Raw genomic sequence first — 16,380 nt, 5'->3', positions numbered from 1 at the left:
GAAACTTCTGAAACTTCTGAAACTTCTGAAACTTCTGAAACTTCTGAAACTTCTGAAACTTCTGAAACTTCTGAAACTTCTGAAACTTCTGAAACTATACAAGCATCACCTGCAGAGTAACTGAAAGACATTACTGATTATCGCTGAAGTAGAGGGAATTTCAACCTGAAATAAATTAATAAAATCAAATAAAAACATATACTTGAATGCTTTATGATGTAGGGTAAACCCATCTGAATTTCAGTGCATTTCTTATGCTGAGACGGTGATTCACTCATTAACAGGACATCACTTTTGCCGGTAAAGACAGTGATACTGTGAGCAATATTTTTTCTCATGTACAAGAAATTCATGTCTTTTCGAAAAATATTGCTCTGACATTTTTGACATGTACAATCAACATAAAAATTGACAACGGAACCGTTAAATGAAAAGTCATTATGGTGGCGTGGACGAGACTGCACGCAGAGCCAGCGCAATGTTGCGCAGTATGAGCGACGATATATCCCTCAGAAGAAATGAGTTTGGTCTGGATCAGTACTACCAGACATTCACACGTAACTCTGTGGCGAACCTGCCTAAACTCAGCCGGCGTGCAGTTGAGCAGGCGATCGATGAAATGGAAGCGCAGGGGCATGTCTTCGGCAGAAAAGACGCCGGTAATACCCGACACTATGCGCTGACCATTAAAGACGTAGTTGATATTTACGCTCACCGCAAAGTGCCTAAATACCGTGATTTGCACGCCGGGGAAGGCCCCTTTGTTATCTTTGTTGTGAATCTAAAGGGCGGCGTGTCGAAAACCGTAAGCACGGTGACGCTTGCACATGGTTTACGTGTTCATCAGGACCTCCTGCAGCACGATCTTCGTGTCCTTGTGGTTGACCTTGATCCCCAGGCCTCCAGCACCATGTTTCTCAGCCAGCAAAACAGCATTGGCTCCATAATGGAGACGGCTGCACAGGCAATGCTTAACGATCTTGGCGCTGAGCAGCTCCGTGAAGACATTATTAAACCCACAATCATTCCTGGTGTGGATGTCATCCCCGCCTCCATAGACGATGGTTTCATTGCCAGTCAGTGGAATGATCTCGTCAGAGAACACCTGCCGGACAAGTTACCCTCAGAAGTTCTGCGCCGCACTATCATTGACCGTGTTGGCGGGGATTATGATTTTATCTTTATTGATACCGGTCCTCACCTTGATGCCTTCATGCTGAATGCTCTCGCGGCAAGCGATTTACTGCTCACACCCACGCCGCCGGCTCAGGTGGATTTTCACTCCACTCTGAAATATCTCACCCGACTGCCTGAAATGATTGAGCAGCTTGAGGAAGAGGGAATTACGCCACGTATAAAAGGGAATATCGGCTTTATGTCGAAAATGACCTCAAAACGTGACCATGAGATGACACATGGTCTGGCCCGCGATGTCTTCACGTCTTACATTCTTGATGCGGCACTGCCACGGCTGGATGGCTTTGAACGTTGTGGAGAGAGCTTTGATACCATCATCAGCGCCGATCCCGGTTCTTATCCGGGCAGTGCTGAGGCGCTGAAAAAGGCAAAACGGGAAGCAGAACGTTTTACTCAGGCTGTATTTAAAAGGATTGAGTTTATCAGGGGTGTGAAATGAAGAAAGAAATGGTGAAACTGGGCCGGCAGCTGGGTAACTCAAGTTTTTCGAAAATGATGAGTGAGTCTGACAGCGAGCGGGTTTTCACCCTGAAGTCTGGCGCTCAGGCCCGTTTTGTTCTGACAAAGTTTCTGCATGATGACATTGAAGCACAGACTTTTGTAGACGCAGCCGTTAATGGCCGAGACCAGGCCTTTCTGACGCGCGAATCGGTCAGTGATATTTCCCGTACCATAAGACTGCAGCAGTTCTTTCCCGCTATTGGCCGGGAGGTAGACGGACGTACAGAGATTCTCGATGGTTCACGCCGTCGGGCCGCCTGTCTTTACAACGGGACCGCCTTTGAAGTGCTGGTGACGCGTGATGCGTTGTCCATCTCTGATGCCAGACAACTGGCCGCTGATATTCAGACTGCCAGAGAACATACGCTGCGTGAACTCGGTAAAAGATTAAAGCTGATGTATCCTGCAGATATGAATCAGTCAGATATTGCCGCCGCAGAAGGACTTTCTGCGGCCAAGGTCACCCGGGCGTTTCAGGCGGCTGCAGTTCCTGAAGAGATCATTGCGGTGTTTCCTTCGGTCAGTGAACTCTCCATCAGTGACTATCAGATTCTGCTTGAGGTGACTGAGAGAGCCCGGACGAGAGGCATCAGCACGGAGGAGTTAACTGGCCACGTTCGTGCACGTATCGAAAGTGACGCGCATTACGACAGGGGTGATCCCACCTATAAGGCAAAAATAATCAGTTATTTTCGCGCTGAAAGCGCAGAGCCTAAAAAAGGGTCGGCCGGCAAAAAAGTAGTGACTGAAAAACTGGCTGAATTTGCTGATAAAAAGCAGTTTGCCAGAAAGAAAACGGACTCAGATAAACGGGTGGTTACTTATGAATTCTCGCGCCTTTCTGCAGCCTGTCAGGCTGAACTTGATGCCGCTGTCAGAAGCGTCATTGAGCGTATGATTGTGAATGAAAAAGACGCATGACTTACTGCCAGTTGCGGGAAATCCAGGAGAGGATTCCCGCAAAACAAATGCTTTAACCTTATGTTTTTTTTGAATAAAGAAAGGAAATTTCAATCTGAAATTCCCCTAATAGCATTTTCTTTAATTGCCAGCAGCTGACAGGGCCGGTTCTGGTCAAAGCAACAGAGCTATCAAAGCTGTCCAGCCTGAAGCATGATAAAAGAACAAGGGGCCTGGCGTAACAAAACTCATTTTTTAAAACAGTACTTTTCTGCGAGCCTCGACAGGAATGATCGTGTGGGTGGCTCACCCGTGCTGATTCAACGTTTTCCCCATCCTGGATGTTTATTCATTCCCCATACATAACCTAATACGGAACCTGCTGTACGTCACAAAATTCTGTTCCCTGCCTTCAGGCGTGGCATCATGTTTTGAACCCTTCACAGACAGCAGGCATATTGATTACTGACATTTCCTGTATCCTCCGCGGTCATGTTATTGAGGCAGGAGTAAGTCAGGACCTGGATAGCTTTTCCCGGTTGCTGAAATCAATTGCGGTACGACAAATTAGTACCCGACTGGCATATCCTCAGTAAAACCTCGCGCAACTCGCCGTCGGTGTGCAGTTTTATCAGCGAGCATCCCGGCATCAGAATTGAGTCGCACTGTATGGATGAGACGCAGATTAAGCTGATTATCTGCCAGAATGAGGCGGCGACGCTTCACGCAGATGATGAAGTCATCAAGCTCTTTTATCAGGAACATCACAGGTATGGCTGCCATTCCCTGAACAAAGGAGCCAGTAAAGAACCCGGTCAGTTTACCGACGTCTGTATTGTGCCGGGTGCAACGCACCGGGCGCTGCTCGCAGTCCGGCGGTGAAATGAGTTGCCACCTGCTACCCGTAACAGACTCTGCGTGGCCTGTTTGCGCGCCCGGGGGCACATCTGGTTTTTACCGGAAAACCTTCTCCGCCACTTCAGACAGTAAGTGTTATCAAGGCAAAGATCAGCGGGGCAGCAGCAGTCGGCTTGCCTCATGTGGATTCATGGAGAACCGCACCCCGAGCTGAAGGGTGACTTCCAGCGCAAACACCCGCGTATACCACTCGGTGGACTTCGCGTCTTTATGGTCCATGAGGGTCTGAATGACCTTCTGCGGCACCTGGTGCTGCACGAGGTGCATCGCAAACGAATCCCGGAACGTATTCGGCGTTACCGGCCGGATGGAAAACATCACACCGTCACGCGCTGCAGCTGTCACGGCCTGACTTATCCAGCTGCGTGACGTGTCCTCGCTCTTAATGTCCCAGAGCCGCGCACCCGCAGGCAGGGCCGTCGTCGCAAACCATTCACTTAAGCGTTGCACGAATCCAGGATCGGTCAGCGGAACCGCCCGCGGCGGGTTGTCCCGGATTTCCGCTTCGGTTGCTCCGCCTGCTGCTCCTCACGGATCGGCCGCCCGTGCCGGCGGCTTCGGGCCGCCGCTTCCAGCTTCCGCTGTTTGAGCGTGCGCAGGACCACGAAGGGTGATGATAGGGGCGCGCCGCTGAGCGGATCGTCCAGCACAAAGTCTTCTTTCGTAAGCGGCAGAATTTCGTTCAGCCGGCCGCGGGTGTTCCACAGCGCATCGATGAACAGACGCTTGCGAAGATCGGGCACCCTAGAGAGCAGCACGGCCACTTCGGGAGCACGGCATGTCGGTGCCGTAGGCGGCGGCCAGGTTCCGCAGCGCCACCGCGCTTTTGTAGTCAAAATAGCGTGCGGCGTCCGAATTGGTCAGATTATGACCACTGACGTCGCTGTGTGAAATCTGCATCAGTTCGTGGGGTAAAGTACCCAAACTTTCAATCTCCGTTGTCTGCCAGTGTGAAACGTATTTTACATTCGCCCTACGGATTACCTAGTTCTTAGAGGATGCCGGATGGCAATCGGGACACAGAACTTAACTTCTAAGTTAAGTCCGTCACGTGAGCTGACGCTTATCTTCTCAAAGGGTAATGGCGACGATTCTTCATTCATGAGTGTGCAATATGTAATTTATGTTAAATGGTGGCAGAGATAGCCACATCTCCCAGCTGTATTGACGGTGATTTATGATTCCATCACTCATCTGGCTGTGCGAACTGCGACGAAGAATGATTATGCTTCGATTATTAGAGATCGTACGATGAAGCAGTGTATCCGAAAAAATTAAAAATAATCCGAACGGCTACCTGCAGGCATTGCAGATCTGTTCACCATCAATACAGACGGTTTTCTGCCTGTGGTAACATACAGCGGTTATTTTTCAGAGCCGGGACTGATGAAGAAGAAGAAAAACCGCACACCAACTCCTCACGATGCCACGTTCCGGCAGTTTCTGACTCACCCGGATGTCGCCCGTGATTTCATGGAACTGCACTTGCCCGCAGAGCTGCGTGCTATCTGTGACCTCAGTACGCTAAAGCTGGAATCCGGCTCGTTCGTCGAGGATGACCTGAGGCAGTACTTTAGCGACGTGCTCTACAGTCTGAAAACCACAGCCGGTGAGGGTTATGTTCACGTGCTCATTGAGCACCAGTCTTCACCCGATAAACACATGGCTTTTCGCCTGATGCGTTATGCGGTGGCTGCCATGCAGCGCCACCTTGAGGCGGGCCATAAGAAGTTGCCACTGGTGATACCCGTGCTGTTCTATACGGGTAAACGCAGCCCGTATCCTTACTCCACCCGGTGGCTGAATGAGTTTGATGATCCGGCGCTGGCTGGCAAACTCTACAGCAGCGCTTTCCAGCTGGTTGATGTTACCGTCATTCCTGATGATGAAATCGCCGGCCATCGCAGCATGGCCGCCCTGACCCTGCTGCAGAAACATATTCATCAGCGGGACCTGGCAGAACTGACTGACCGGCTGGCGCCCATTCTGCTGGCCGGCTATCTGTCTTCATCACAGGTGATATCGCTGGTACACTATATTGTACAGGCAGGCGAAACAGCCGACGCCGAAGGCTTTGTACGCGAACTGGCACAGCGTGTGCCGCAACACGGAGACGCACTTATGACCATCGCACAACAGCTCGAACAGAAGGGCATCCAGAAGGGTATCCAGTTAGGCAGGCAGGAAGGCCGAAATGAGGGCATGCTGGAAGGCAAGCTGGAAGTTGCCCGTACCATGCTGCAGAACGGTATTGACCGTAATACCGTCATGAAAATGACCGGACTGACTGAAGACGACTTGGCGCAGATCCGCCACTGACTTATTTAGCGGCCTCTCCGGCCGCACTGCTGATCCGCCAGGTACAGCCGCCCAGGGTCTCACTGCTCCATCGTTAGTTCATATTTTTCTGCCGTCAGCACATAAAACCCGGAAGGCCCATCAATAGCCATCTGCCATCCACAGCGGTTAAGAAGCGTTGCCAGCCCCTGCACGCGCCCGGTCAGTCGCGCCATCACCGGTGTGAGCTGCTGGCCGTCATCGTCAAACGCAGCATCCAGGCTGCTCCGGGACAGACAAATTCCGTTTACGCCAGCGTTCAGGACAGCGGCATGTCTTCCCGACCACTCCCGATCGCTGAGCAACCGGTAAGCCCAGTGCATATCCTTCGCGGTTTCCAAGGCATATGTCAGCCGGAACAGGTCATTCTGCTGGGACAGCTCGCCTGTGCAGGAGCGCCAGAGATAGTCGAGCTTGCCGGCAAGCTTTGCGGCAACGCCATATTGGCGCCCCTGTTTTAGCAGCCACTCAATGTCGGGAGCCACCTCACGGGAAAAGCGACGCTGTTTCAGGGCGGTCGCCAGCCAGCGTGTCAGAAAGAGATTTTCCTGAGTAGCGGAACAAACGGTACCGTCCTGACGTGCAAGTGCAAGGGCTGCCAGAGCGCACCAGGCCAGATGACCGGATTTTTGTGTGAGCGTCACTGCAGTCTGTCCTCCTGATAAATCATATTTGCCATTCTAACCGTGCTTATCTACGCAATAAATCATGTACGGTAAATTTACTCAGTGACCGACAAACTAATAAAGATTGTGCTCTGTATGACGTGCAGCAGCATGAAGGCGCCAGAGGATTTCCCGAACAGGGTACACTCGTCAGACGGCGTCGATCATGTCATTTATAAGCTTTACTAATGAGCTAAGTCCCCGAAGGCCTGAAGCAATATTGACTGGCAGGAGTATTAAGCTATGAGCAAACATCGTGGTGGTAAAGGTAATTCCGCCCAAGACGCAGTACGCGCATCTGAGGTCGGCAGAAAAGGCGGGAAGGTCAGCGGCGGTAACTGCAGCAATAAGCCTGACAGAGCAGTTGATACCGGTCTTCAAGGTGGCTTAGTCAGCCGCCGTGGTAAAGCGCAGGAAACCAGTGTTTAAACCCGTCATTCTTGAATAGCAAATAAATCAATTCAGGGATGCGCTGTACGATATTTAGCATGGTGGAATCTCCATTTCTTTTCTTTCGTGATTTCCCGGCATCCTCTGCCGGAACCACATCCTGAACAGCTGTTTCAGATCACTGGCCCACCAAATGGGCTATTGCGTTTGAAATTACCCTATGAGGATGAGCAGAGTCTGCCTGACATCAGCTTCCCCAATGATATCCAGGAGTGCAAAATGCAAAACATTAGAATACTGTGGTCGCAGAGCAGACAATATGAACAGAGTCTCTGGTCTGCTATGACTAAGAAACGGACGCTGGCTATGAAAAGATGTACGGGGCTGAAGCACTCAGAAATAGCGTGACCGGGGCGTGGAGGTATATTCCTGGCATGTCTGTATTCACCCTGGTGAAAATGCCGCCTTCATACCTGGTTGCTTTCAGATCGCCTGCCTCAGGCTCTGTCAGCGAATACCACAACCGCCCTGCTTCGCGCAAATTAGCTCACGACGTTGTCAGCAACTTCTGTTGATGACTTAGAGGCTCCTGACTATCACCGCTGCTGCTGAAAAGAATCTCAGCTGACGACAACCTCACCATGGGGAGCAGTCTGTCAGGCTTTAAGACCTAAAGCCTGACATGCGTGGCGCAAAATTAACGACGTACGGCCATAATACCTGCATCCACGTCCCAGATAGCACCGGTCACCCAGGCTGCCTTGTCCGACAGCAGGAACAGGATAGTATTTGCCACATCTTCAGGTTTGCCGACGCGGCCCAGCGGATGGAAATCACTCATCGCTTTCATTGCTTCAGCAATATCTTCTTTTGCCATGAATCCTTCGTAGATTGGCGTCTGCACAATACCCGGAGAAACGGCATTCACACGGATACCCGCGCTGGCCAGTTCAATCGCCAGGTTGCGCGTCAGCGCATGCAGACCGGCTTTTGCCATTGAGTAGGCAGAAGCCGGAGAATCACCCAGCGCAGCCTGCGCGCCAATTGAGCCGACGTTCACAATGGCACCTTCGCGTTTGTCGGCCAGCATGTTCTTCACCACGTCCTGCGTGATAAAGAAAGTGGCGCGGTTCAGCGACAGGTAGCTATCGTAGTCTGCGGCATTGTGCTCGGTAAAACTTTTCGGAATAAAGATACCCGCGGCATTTACCATCAGGCTGATGTCGCGATGATGCGCATTGATTTCCTGACGAATGGCATTCATCCCTTCTTCTGTCATCAGGTTTGCCGTAATGACAGACACCGGGCCGAGCGGGCTCAGTTCTTTCTGAACGGCGTCAGCTTTATCTTTTCTGCTGCCCGTCAGGACCACGCTGCCGCCTGCTTTCAGCACCATACGCGCCGTTTCAAGACCCATACCACTGGTGCCGCCTACGACCAGAAGCTTTTTACCATTAAAAAAATCGCTCATATGTGACTCCGTTATTTACAGGTAGTGTTCGCCGGCACGTAAACGGCCGGCAGGTGTCGGGTAATCAGATGCTGCAGCCGTCGGCGCCACAGGCCTGACCTGCAGTCACGGTCATTTCTTCCTGCTTTTCATCCCAGACCTGTCGCAGGGCACTCAGGAAATTTTCCGATGCCTGAGCGCCGCTTATGGCGTATTTCTGATTCAGCAGAAAAAGAGGCACGCCACTCACACCAATCGATCGGGCAGTGCTCTCATCTTCCGTTACCGAAGCACGAAGCGACGGGGCATTCAGCGCCTCAGCAGCGGCTTCTGCTGCCATGCCTGATTCGGCGGCCAGCTTTATCAGCTCATCGCGATCAAAGAGGGAGCGCCCTTCGGTGGTACCCGCAAGATAGAATCGTTCAGTCATCACCTCCCCCAGTCCGGCCAGTCGTGCAGCAGCCAGCAGGGTCAGCGCATCTTCGGTATCCCCGAAAAGCATGGTGTCAAAGTTGTACCGCAGTCCCTCTGACTTCGCGGCCGTATCGACCTGATTCATCATCAGCTCAGCGTTGCTCTGACCGCCGAGCTTTTTGTAGAGCGCATCGCGGAAAGGCATGGCCGGCATGCCTTCGGCAATCCGGAAGCTGTGCTGGCGGATGACCACGCTGTCGCGGTGTTCAAACGCTGCGAGGCCTTTCTCAAAGCGTTTTTTGGCGATCCAGCACCAGGGACAGACCAGATCGGACCAGATATCTATGGTTATGACGGGCTTAAGGTTTTGCATTGCTTACTCCTGAATTTCTGCTGTTCGTGTGACGACTGAAGACTGCCGGAGTCTTAGCGTTTCTGTTCATCCTGCCAGGCCGGATAGTCGGTGTATCCCTTTTCAGGATTGCCACTGACGCCGTAATAGGTACTGCGATCGCTTTCAGCCAGCGGCCAGTCGTTCTGCATTCTTTCGACAAGGTCAGGGTTTGCGATGTAGGGCACGCCAAATGCCACCAGGTCCAGTTCCTCAGCTTCGAGAGCAGCGCTGGCAATGTCCCGTGTAAAGCCGCCGGCGCCGATAAGCGTGCCGCCAAAAGCCTTACGGAAGAAATTCTTAAAGCCCTTAGGTACAGGTGCATTGATATAAGCCGGCTGGTAGTAAAGGTGAACATAGGCAAGTTCACGTTCTCCAAGCGTCATCGCCAGAACCGCCCACGTCTCTTCCTCCCCCTCATACGGGGCCAGATCATAAATACGCCCGAACGGGGAAAGCCGCACGCCCACCTTCTCGCCGCCAATGGCGGAAGAGACCGCATCAATGGTTTCCATCAGAAAGCGCTGACGGTTTTTAACGGTACCGCCGTAAGCATCGGTGCGGTGGTTCAGCGCGGTGCTGAGGAACTGGTCAAAGATGAAGCCGTTGGCCGCCATAATTTCGACGCCGTCAAAGCCCGCTTCCATTGCCAGTTCTGCTGACTTAACAAAGTCAGCCGTAATACGCCTGATTTCAGCGGTTTCCAGTGCTCTTGGCGTGCTGGGGACGACAGGGCCTGGCTCGCCGGATTCTGTCAGGGCAAATACGGTGGTGTTGGTTGCCGGAATGGTGCCCGATGACACCGGGGCGGCATTACCCTGCCGTAATGAAACATGGGACATGCGGCCGACGTGCCACAGCTGGGCGAAGATACGGCCGCCCTTTGCGTGTACCGCATCGGTCACCGTGCGCCAGCCGGCTACGTGCTCACGGGTATAAATGCCCGGCGTGTAGAGATAGCCGCGTGCCTCTTCTGAAACCGGCAGCCCCTCCGTAATCAGCAGACCTGCGGAGGCCCGCTGCGCGTAGTAACGGGCAACCACCTCTCCGGCAACGTCATTCATGGTACGGGTGCGGGTCATGGGGGCCATTACGACGCGATTTTTCAGCTCTGTTCCAGCCAGGTTAAAGGGGGTGAATAATTTGCTCATAGTGCGCCTCTGACGATATCAATGATGGCTATAGGGGCCGGGCTTCGGTTTTTTGCTCCGGACGTTCCGGCCTGCCGGGTTTATGTTCGGCACTATACCAACCTACTAGTTGATAGGTCAACAGCAATTAATTATACTGCAGCTTACGGCTACACCAATATTTTCAGCATTAAGGTTTCAGATGGGCGGCAGACACAACAGATGCCCGGCCATTGAACAGAAACAGGAGGGGTTAACGTGCGTGAAGTAGTAGCTTATAACGAAGATAATTTTCGCGATATTGAACAGTATGAAGGCATTTCTGTCGTGCGCTTTTCGGCGCTATGGTGTCCGCCCTGCCAGAGCAGTGAGCCATTCTTTAGCGCGTTTACCGACGGCCTGGAAGAAAGTATTCAGGTCGGCAAAGTGAATGTCGATCAGGCACCAGTGCTGACGACTAAGTATGAAATATGGGGGCTTCCTTCGGTACTGATTTTCAGGGAAGGCCAGCTGGTACGCCGGATACCTGGCGTTAAATCACCAGCGTTTTATGCTGCAGCGCTGGAAGAAATAAAAAAAGGGCCTTAAGGCCCTTTTCTGAGGAGGCGGTAATGTTCCTTAACCGCGCAGCTGGCTGACTGCATCAAGGGTACGGGCTGAATAAACAGCAGCGGCGCCCGCATTCAGATTGATGGCAACGCCCAGCGCTTCGGCAATTTCTTCATCCGTCGCGCCGGCCTTGATGGCGGCTTCTGCGTGAAACGCAATGCAGCCGTCGCACCGGGTTGTCACCGCACACGCCAGGGCTATCAGTTCCCGGACCTTTGCACCCAGCAGGTCGGTTTTATTGCCTGCAGCGCCCAAAGTAACCACGCCTTTCATCGTATCCGGCGCCAGCTTGCCCAGTTCACCGAGGCGCTGCATTAATTCCTGACGGTAATTGCTCCAGTCATACATAACGTTATTCCTCAGGGGTAGTGTTTAAGGTAAGAAGGATGTGCCGCAGGCTGGTTTTAAAGACTTCAGACCGGCCAGTCGCTCGGGCCACCACGCTGGCGCCTTCGCAGAGGTTTATTATCAGCATAGCCACATCGGCGGGCTGCATGGCAGAAACAAACTCACCTGCATCTGTGCCACGCTTAACCACGCCAGTCAGCCATGTAATCTGCATATCAAAATACCGGGAGGTCTGTTCAATAATCGCCTCGGGGAGGTTTGCCGTTTCAGCTGAAAGCGCGCAGCATAGCGGCAATAGTGATGCCCGGTAGCTCGCCTCAAATAATGCTACATAAGCGGTAATCTGATCTGCCGCTTTGTGATGTACTGCTTCAATCTGATCAAACTGGTTAACCGTATCACTGACAGCCTGCTTCACGACCTCCTGACCGAGGATTTCTTTCGTCGGGAAGTGGTGATGTATACTTGCTTTCGTGATACCAATCAGCTTAGACAGGTCAGCATAACTGAAAGCTGAATAACCCTTTTCCCGCATCAGGTGTTCGGCCTCATTAACCAGCCGTTCACGCGTCATAATCGTCATTTTTAAACTCTTCAATCTACTAGTTGGTAGATTGTATCCTTCATGCCCATTTATGGCAAGCAGTCGGCGTGTTTCCTCAGCTGTTCTGGCGGCGACAATGCGCAGCGGCTTCCTCTGCACGAAACAGTACTGCGGCAATTTCCCGGGTTGTATCCAGGAGCATCTCACCTTTTCGGTACCGGTCGGTCATGTTTCCCTGCGCATCGTTTGCATTACGCGGTCTTTCAATAAACTTACCGAGAAGTTCGAAGTTGCTGTTCAGCACAGCGGCAAAAGGAATGTGAATTTTATCAATGCCAAAGAAAGCTGAAAATTCATTGCCCGCGTCTTCACGCGTAATCAGGCCAAGAGAAACGTGTGGAGCTGCGCGGGCAACGGCCCTGATGGCTGGCAGGTTTCGGTGACAGTCCGGGCACCACATCTCTGCCACGACCAGAATGTTGTAGCCGCCCTGCAAGGCAGACAAACGTTCAGACAGCGTTTTATCCTCTGCCTGTCCTGCCAGCGCTTCAAAATAACGTAACGCCCCGACATCTTTCTCTGCACCGCCCTGCGTAAAAGGCTCGTAATCCATTGCGTGTGTAAACAGTGCCCTGAAGTTCATCATTTTTCTCCTGTCTTAAGTTATCCGGTTCCCGGTAGCGAAACCGCTGCGCGAGATCCGCTATTTAATTTCCGTCTCAGGCTTAAATAAGTTACTTCAGGACTGTCCGGACAGCCAAAACGTTAGCATGAATATTACCAATCTACTGGTTGGTAGTGTATGTTTTTCTTTTTGGAGTACCCACTTTGACCAAAAAATTTATCGTACTGAAGGTTATTATTGCCATGATTGCCTTTGCGGCCAACTCCGTCATTTGCCGCGTGGCGCTGCGTGGCAACCACATTGATCCGGTGACCTTTACCGATCTCAGACTGTTAAGCGGTGCTGTCGTTCTGCTGCCTTTTTTCCTGCTCCGGAAGGACGGAAAAGGCTCACTGTCCCTGAACAATGGGTTCAGTCTCGTGGTATATGCCATGTGTTTTGCGATTGCTTATATTCATCTGGATACCGGTGCCGGTGCATTACTGCTGTTTGGTGTTGTCCAGCTGGCCATGGTTATTTACGGCCTTTTTCACGGAGACAGGCTTTCCCCGGGAAGAGCCGCAGGCCTTCTTATAGCGTCCTGCGGATTACTGATGCTGCTGTTACCCGGTACCACAGCGCCGATGCCGGGCAGTGCGCTGATCATGGCGCTGGCAGGGCTTGCCTGGGCGACCTATACCCTTGCCGGCAAAAAAATGCCTGAAGCCACAGCGTCTACTGCCGGTAACTTCCTGATTGCCGCGTCCCTGGCGCTTCTTGTTTCTCCTTTTATCAGCAGCGGTATGCATGCTGACGGCACTGGCATTGTTCTGGCCGTAATGGCGGGTGCAGTTGCATCAGCCGGCGCCTACGTTCTCTGGTATTCACTTCTGCCGCATCTGGATGCCGTGACCGCGAGTACGGTTCAGCTGAGCGTACCCTGTCTCGCCATGCTCGGCGGCGTGTTATTTACCGGTGAATCACTGAGCCTGAAAATGGTTCTGTCTGCGGGGGCCGTGCTCAGCGGGATTGGTATAGTAATTGGTTTTTCGCGGTCCGAAAGCAGTGGCAGCAGCCCGGCAAAGTAAAAGATCAGAAAGACTTGATTTACCAACTAGTAGGTTGGTAATCTCAATCCGGGTGCTTTGCATTGCCCGGACTCCCTGCAGCTGGTCTGTCTGACGGTCGTCGGGCCGTGATTGTTATTTCGGATATACCGGATATCTTCATGCAATACGATTTTGACGGGCTTATTGAACGATCGGGAACAGACAGTCTGACCGCCGAGGGCTGGCGTGAATATATGTTCGGCGACTGCCAAGGCGACATACCATCAGAGCCGCCCGGTGGCTTTATTAATCTGTGGGTAGCGGATATGGCGTTTTCCACGCCTCCGGAGGTACTGGAGGCTATCCGTGCGCGGCTCAGCCAGAAAATAATTGGTTATACTAAAGCTTACCACCCCGGGTATCTTCTGAGCTTTGAAAACTGGTGCGAAAGGCACTATGGCTATCGTTTTCCGCGCGAGAGTATTGTGCTGTCACCCGGGGTGATACCCGCGCTGTACCGGCTGGTTCCATTACTGACACGTCAGGATGAAAGTATCCTGATCCTCACACCCTCGTATGCCCCCTTTAAGAAAGCCGGGGAATACAGCGACCGTCGTGTGATCAGCTGCCCGCTGAAAAGCAATAGCGGGTATATGACGGTTGATTTTGATGCGATGCAGAATCTTGTGCAGGATAATACGTTGAGGATAAAAGCGTTTTTCCTGTGTAATCCGCATAATCCCACGGGGCGTGTCTGGCATCCTCATGAGCTTCGCAGGATGACCGAAATCTGTCTGGAAAACGACGTCTGGATCATTTCAGATGAAATTCACTGTGACCTGACGCGCATTGGCATTTCACACACGCCTGCGGCTTCCCTTTTTCCCCACAGTCAGAAAATCATTACCTGCATGTCTTCCAGCAAAACGTTTAACCTTGCAGGTAACCTGCTGGCCAACATCATGATCCCTGATCCTGGCGTCAGGGCTGCCTGGCTTCGCCTGCACGATGAATTCGTTTCCCCGCTAAGCCTGGCGGCTAACATTGCGGCCTGGTCGCAGTGTGATGAGTGGCTGCTTCAGGTAAAACGCTATATTGACGGAAATTTTCTTTTCCTGAGTGAGTGGCTGAAAAAACATCTTCCCCGCGTCCGCTACAGCATTCCTGAAGGCACCTATCTTGCCTGGATTGACCTGGCGCCGCTTTCTGCTCAGGACGAACCGAAATTCACTTCCCACTTTTTTGCAGAAAAAGCGGGTGTTCTTGTAGAGGACGGATCCATGTTTGTCGGTAACGGTGATAACCACATACGGCTTAATCTTGCCTGCCCTCGCGCCGTTCTGAGCGAAGGGCTGCTTCGTATATATCTGGCATTAACCGCCTCAACCTGAAACCAGGACAGCAGAGCTGTCCGGAGTACAAAAATGACAAACCGACACTTCGATTATCTCACCATCGGCGGCGGCAGCGGCGGTATCGCCTCGATAAACCGTGCGGCTATGTATGGCCAGAAATGCGCCCTGATTGAAGCGAAAGAACTGGGAGGCACCTGCGTGAACGTGGGTTGCGTACCGAAAAAAATCATGTGGCACGCCGCGCAAATCGCCGAAGCTATCCATCTCTACGGACCGGATTATGGCTTCGACACCACAGTGAATCGCTTCGACTGGGCCACGCTTGTAAAAAACCGCAGCGCCTATATCGACCGTATCCACACTTCGTATAAAAACGTGCTGGGTAAAAACAATGTTGAAGTGATCAAAGGATTCGCCCGTTTCGTTGATGCGCACAGCGTTGAAGTCAACGGTGAGATCATCACGGCGGATCATATTCTGATTGCCACCGGCGGTCGCCCCAGCCATCCGTCGATACCGGGCGCAGAGTACGGCATTGATTCCGACGGTTTCTTTGAGCTGGATGCGCTGCCGAAGCGCACCGCAGTTGTTGGCGCGGGCTATATCGCGGTTGAGCTGGCGGGCGTTGTGAATGCGCTGGGTTCAGAAACTCACCTGTTCGTGCGTAAGCAGGCGCCGCTGCGCAGCTTCGATCCGCTACTCACCGAGACGCTGGTCGAAGTGATGAACAGCGAAGGTCCGGCGTTGCACACCGAATCCATTCCAAAAGCGGTGATTAAAAACAGTGATGGCAGCCTGACGCTGCAGCTGGAAAATGGCAGTGACTGTACCGTGGACTGCCTGGTCTGGGCGATTGGCCGTGAGCCCGCCAACGATCACCTCAACATTGAAGCCGCAGGCGTGGCACTCGACGACAGGGGCTATATCAAAGTCGATAAATTCCAGAACACCAGTGTGTCAGGCATCTATGCCGTGGGCGACAACACCGGTGCGGTTGAACTGACGCCGGTTGCGGTTGCCGCAGGCCGTCGTCTCTCTGAGCGTCTGTTTAACAACAAGCCGGACGAGCATCTGGATTACAGCAATGTGCCGACCGTGGTGTTCAGCCATCCGCCGATTGGCACCGTGGGGCTGACCGAACCGCAGGCGCGCGAACAGTATGGCGACGATCAGGTGAAGGTCTACCAATCGTCGTTCACTGCCATGTACACCGCGGTCACTCAGCATCGTCAGCCGTGCCGTATGAAGCTGGTCTGTATGGGTGCCGATGAGAAGATTGTCGGCATTCACGGTATCGGATTTGGTATGGATGAGATTCTGCAGGGCTTTGCCGTGGCGCTGAAAATGGGTGCCACCAAAAAAGACTTCGATAACACCGTAGCGATCCACCCGACGGCTGCAGAAGAGTTTGTGACGATGCGCTGATTGGCGCGATGCGAGGCGCATAACAGGCGACTCCGGTAGTCTGTTATGCGCCTGAAGCTTCATGCAGAACAGTGCTGAGTAAAACAGATAACTGGCTGCACAGAAAAACCCTGCTCCGGGAGGAACAGGGTCATGAAGCTTCACAGGCAGAAC

19 protein-coding genes are annotated in these 16,380 nt (G+C 52.5%); 9 read left to right on the top strand and 10 right to left on the bottom strand.

Annotation, left to right across the window (positions count from 1 at the left end):
- Positions 1-427: 427 nt before the first annotated feature.
- The 3 genes from CMR03_RS09175 to CMR03_RS24990 all read left to right on the top strand — a co-directional run bounded on the left by CMR03_RS09175 (position 428) and on the right by CMR03_RS24990 (position 3,480).
- Positions 428-1,636 carry an AAA family ATPase gene (locus CMR03_RS09175; RefSeq protein ID WP_029571169.1) on the top strand — a complete coding sequence of 403 codons (1,209 nt, stop codon included), beginning with the start codon at positions 428-430 and terminating at the stop codon, positions 1,634-1,636.
- Complete coding sequence (locus tag CMR03_RS09170) at positions 1,633-2,619, top strand: ParB family protein (protein WP_029571170.1); 987 nt, start codon at positions 1,633-1,635, stop codon at positions 2,617-2,619. Before CMR03_RS09175 ends, CMR03_RS09170 begins: the two co-directional genes overlap by 4 nt.
- A gap of 531 nt (positions 2,620-3,150) precedes the next feature.
- Positions 3,151-3,480 carry a hypothetical protein gene (locus tag CMR03_RS24990; RefSeq protein WP_052656084.1) on the top strand — a complete coding sequence of 110 codons (330 nt, stop codon included), beginning with the start codon at positions 3,151-3,153 and terminating at the stop codon, positions 3,478-3,480.
- 126 nt (positions 3,481-3,606) lie between these two features.
- On the opposite strand, the gene CMR03_RS25540 is transcribed toward CMR03_RS24990, so the two are convergent.
- From CMR03_RS25540 to CMR03_RS25530, 3 genes are read right to left on the bottom strand one after another with little or no spacing between them, the layout of a single operon-like run.
- Positions 3,607-3,966, bottom strand: coding sequence for a tyrosine-type recombinase/integrase (locus CMR03_RS25540; protein ID WP_244181363.1), 360 nt, complete (start codon positions 3,964-3,966; stop codon positions 3,607-3,609).
- Positions 3,967-3,980: 14 nt separating this feature from the next.
- Entirely contained in the window at positions 3,981-4,274 is a 294-nt protein-coding gene (locus CMR03_RS25535; RefSeq protein WP_244181362.1) for a hypothetical protein, read from the bottom strand.
- Positions 4,261-4,440: a hypothetical protein gene (locus CMR03_RS25530; protein ID WP_227024374.1), complete on the bottom strand. Its 180-nt coding sequence runs from the start codon at positions 4,438-4,440 to the stop codon at positions 4,261-4,263. The genes CMR03_RS25535 and CMR03_RS25530 overlap by 14 nt, the downstream gene beginning before the upstream one ends.
- A gap of 462 nt (positions 4,441-4,902) precedes the next feature.
- On the opposite strand from CMR03_RS25530, the gene CMR03_RS09155 reads away from it, so the two are divergent.
- Positions 4,903-5,835 (top strand): Rpn family recombination-promoting nuclease/putative transposase, encoded by a 933-nt coding sequence (locus CMR03_RS09155; protein ID WP_029571171.1) that lies wholly within the window; start codon positions 4,903-4,905, stop codon positions 5,833-5,835.
- A 59-nt stretch (positions 5,836-5,894) separates the two neighbouring features.
- Here CMR03_RS09155 and CMR03_RS09150 read toward each other — a convergent pair whose 3' ends face one another.
- Entirely contained in the window at positions 5,895-6,497 is a 603-nt protein-coding gene (locus CMR03_RS09150) for a DUF2913 family protein (protein ID WP_029571172.1), read from the bottom strand.
- A 264-nt stretch (positions 6,498-6,761) separates the two neighbouring features.
- Between CMR03_RS09150 and CMR03_RS09145 the strand changes: the two genes are divergently transcribed.
- Positions 6,762-6,947 carry a con-10 family general stress protein gene (locus CMR03_RS09145; RefSeq protein WP_029571173.1) on the top strand — a complete coding sequence of 62 codons (186 nt, stop codon included), beginning with the start codon at positions 6,762-6,764 and terminating at the stop codon, positions 6,945-6,947.
- Between the two features lie 658 nt (positions 6,948-7,605).
- Here CMR03_RS09145 and CMR03_RS09140 read toward each other — a convergent pair.
- The 3 genes from CMR03_RS09140 to CMR03_RS09130 form a co-directional block, all read right to left on the bottom strand.
- On the bottom strand, positions 7,606-8,379 hold the full coding sequence (locus tag CMR03_RS09140; RefSeq protein ID WP_029571174.1) for an SDR family NAD(P)-dependent oxidoreductase: 774 nt from the start codon (positions 8,377-8,379) through the stop codon (positions 7,606-7,608).
- A 64-nt stretch (positions 8,380-8,443) separates the two neighbouring features.
- Positions 8,444-9,145, bottom strand: a complete 702-nt coding sequence (locus CMR03_RS09135; RefSeq protein ID WP_029571175.1) for a DsbA family oxidoreductase — start codon at positions 9,143-9,145, stop codon at positions 8,444-8,446.
- A 53-nt stretch (positions 9,146-9,198) separates the two neighbouring features.
- The gene (locus CMR03_RS09130; protein WP_029571176.1) at positions 9,199-10,314 is read right to left on the bottom strand and encodes an alkene reductase; all 1,116 of its coding nucleotides are present in this window, start codon (positions 10,312-10,314) and stop codon (positions 9,199-9,201) included.
- 237 nt (positions 10,315-10,551) lie between these two features.
- On the opposite strand from CMR03_RS09130, the gene CMR03_RS09125 reads away from it, so the two are divergent.
- Positions 10,552-10,881: a thioredoxin family protein gene (locus CMR03_RS09125; protein ID WP_029571177.1), complete on the top strand. Its 330-nt coding sequence runs from the start codon at positions 10,552-10,554 to the stop codon at positions 10,879-10,881.
- A gap of 30 nt (positions 10,882-10,911) precedes the next feature.
- On the opposite strand, the gene CMR03_RS09120 is transcribed toward CMR03_RS09125, so the two are convergent.
- The 3 genes from CMR03_RS09120 to CMR03_RS09110 form a co-directional block, all read right to left on the bottom strand.
- Positions 10,912-11,250 (bottom strand): carboxymuconolactone decarboxylase family protein, encoded by a 339-nt coding sequence (locus CMR03_RS09120; protein ID WP_029571178.1) that lies wholly within the window; start codon positions 11,248-11,250, stop codon positions 10,912-10,914.
- A gap of 4 nt (positions 11,251-11,254) precedes the next feature.
- Positions 11,255-11,833, bottom strand: a complete 579-nt coding sequence (locus CMR03_RS09115; RefSeq protein ID WP_029571179.1) for a TetR/AcrR family transcriptional regulator — start codon at positions 11,831-11,833, stop codon at positions 11,255-11,257.
- A gap of 76 nt (positions 11,834-11,909) precedes the next feature.
- Positions 11,910-12,440 (bottom strand): thioredoxin family protein, encoded by a 531-nt coding sequence (locus CMR03_RS09110; protein ID WP_052656085.1) that lies wholly within the window; start codon positions 12,438-12,440, stop codon positions 11,910-11,912.
- A 182-nt stretch (positions 12,441-12,622) separates the two neighbouring features.
- Here CMR03_RS09110 and CMR03_RS09105 point away from each other — a divergent pair, with 182 nt between their 5' ends.
- The 3 genes from CMR03_RS09105 to gorA all read left to right on the top strand — a co-directional run bounded on the left by CMR03_RS09105 (position 12,623) and on the right by gorA (position 16,227).
- Positions 12,623-13,486 (top strand): DMT family transporter, encoded by an 864-nt coding sequence (locus CMR03_RS09105; RefSeq protein WP_029571181.1) that lies wholly within the window; start codon positions 12,623-12,625, stop codon positions 13,484-13,486.
- Between the two features lie 140 nt (positions 13,487-13,626).
- Positions 13,627-14,838 carry a MalY/PatB family protein gene (locus CMR03_RS09100; RefSeq protein WP_029571182.1) on the top strand — a complete coding sequence of 404 codons (1,212 nt, stop codon included), beginning with the start codon at positions 13,627-13,629 and terminating at the stop codon, positions 14,836-14,838.
- A gap of 33 nt (positions 14,839-14,871) precedes the next feature.
- Complete coding sequence (gene gorA / locus CMR03_RS09095) at positions 14,872-16,227, top strand: glutathione-disulfide reductase (RefSeq protein ID WP_029571183.1); 1,356 nt, start codon at positions 14,872-14,874, stop codon at positions 16,225-16,227.
- The last annotated feature ends 153 nt before the right edge of the window (positions 16,228-16,380 follow it).

This window comes from Pantoea allii (assembly GCF_002307475.1).
Taxonomy (GTDB): Bacteria; Pseudomonadota; Gammaproteobacteria; order Enterobacterales; family Enterobacteriaceae; genus Pantoea; species Pantoea allii.
This window is presented reverse-complemented; position numbering and strand designations above follow the sequence as displayed.

Coding starts and splice junctions, on each gene's coding strand:
- CMR03_RS09175 (WP_029571169.1), top strand. CDS start 428: ATGAAAAGTCATTATGGTGGCGTGGACGAGACTGCACGCAGAGCCAGC.
- CMR03_RS09170 (WP_029571170.1), top strand. CDS start 1,633: ATGAAGAAAGAAATGGTGAAACTGGGCCGGCAGCTGGGTAACTCAAGT.
- CMR03_RS09155 (WP_029571171.1), top strand. CDS start 4,903: ATGAAGAAGAAGAAAAACCGCACACCAACTCCTCACGATGCCACGTTC.
- CMR03_RS09145 (WP_029571173.1), top strand. CDS start 6,762: ATGAGCAAACATCGTGGTGGTAAAGGTAATTCCGCCCAAGACGCAGTA.
- CMR03_RS09140 (WP_029571174.1), bottom strand. CDS start 8,379: ATGAGCGATTTTTTTAATGGTAAAAAGCTTCTGGTCGTAGGCGGCACC.
- CMR03_RS09135 (WP_029571175.1), bottom strand. CDS start 9,145: ATGCAAAACCTTAAGCCCGTCATAACCATAGATATCTGGTCCGATCTG.
- CMR03_RS09130 (WP_029571176.1), bottom strand. CDS start 10,314: ATGAGCAAATTATTCACCCCCTTTAACCTGGCTGGAACAGAGCTGAAA.
- CMR03_RS09120 (WP_029571178.1), bottom strand. CDS start 11,250: ATGTATGACTGGAGCAATTACCGTCAGGAATTAATGCAGCGCCTCGGT.
- CMR03_RS09115 (WP_029571179.1), bottom strand. CDS start 11,833: ATGACGATTATGACGCGTGAACGGCTGGTTAATGAGGCCGAACACCTG.
- CMR03_RS09110 (WP_052656085.1), bottom strand. CDS start 12,440: ATGATGAACTTCAGGGCACTGTTTACACACGCAATGGATTACGAGCCT.
- CMR03_RS09100 (WP_029571182.1), top strand. CDS start 13,627: ATGCAATACGATTTTGACGGGCTTATTGAACGATCGGGAACAGACAGT.
- gorA (WP_029571183.1), top strand. CDS start 14,872: ATGACAAACCGACACTTCGATTATCTCACCATCGGCGGCGGCAGCGGC.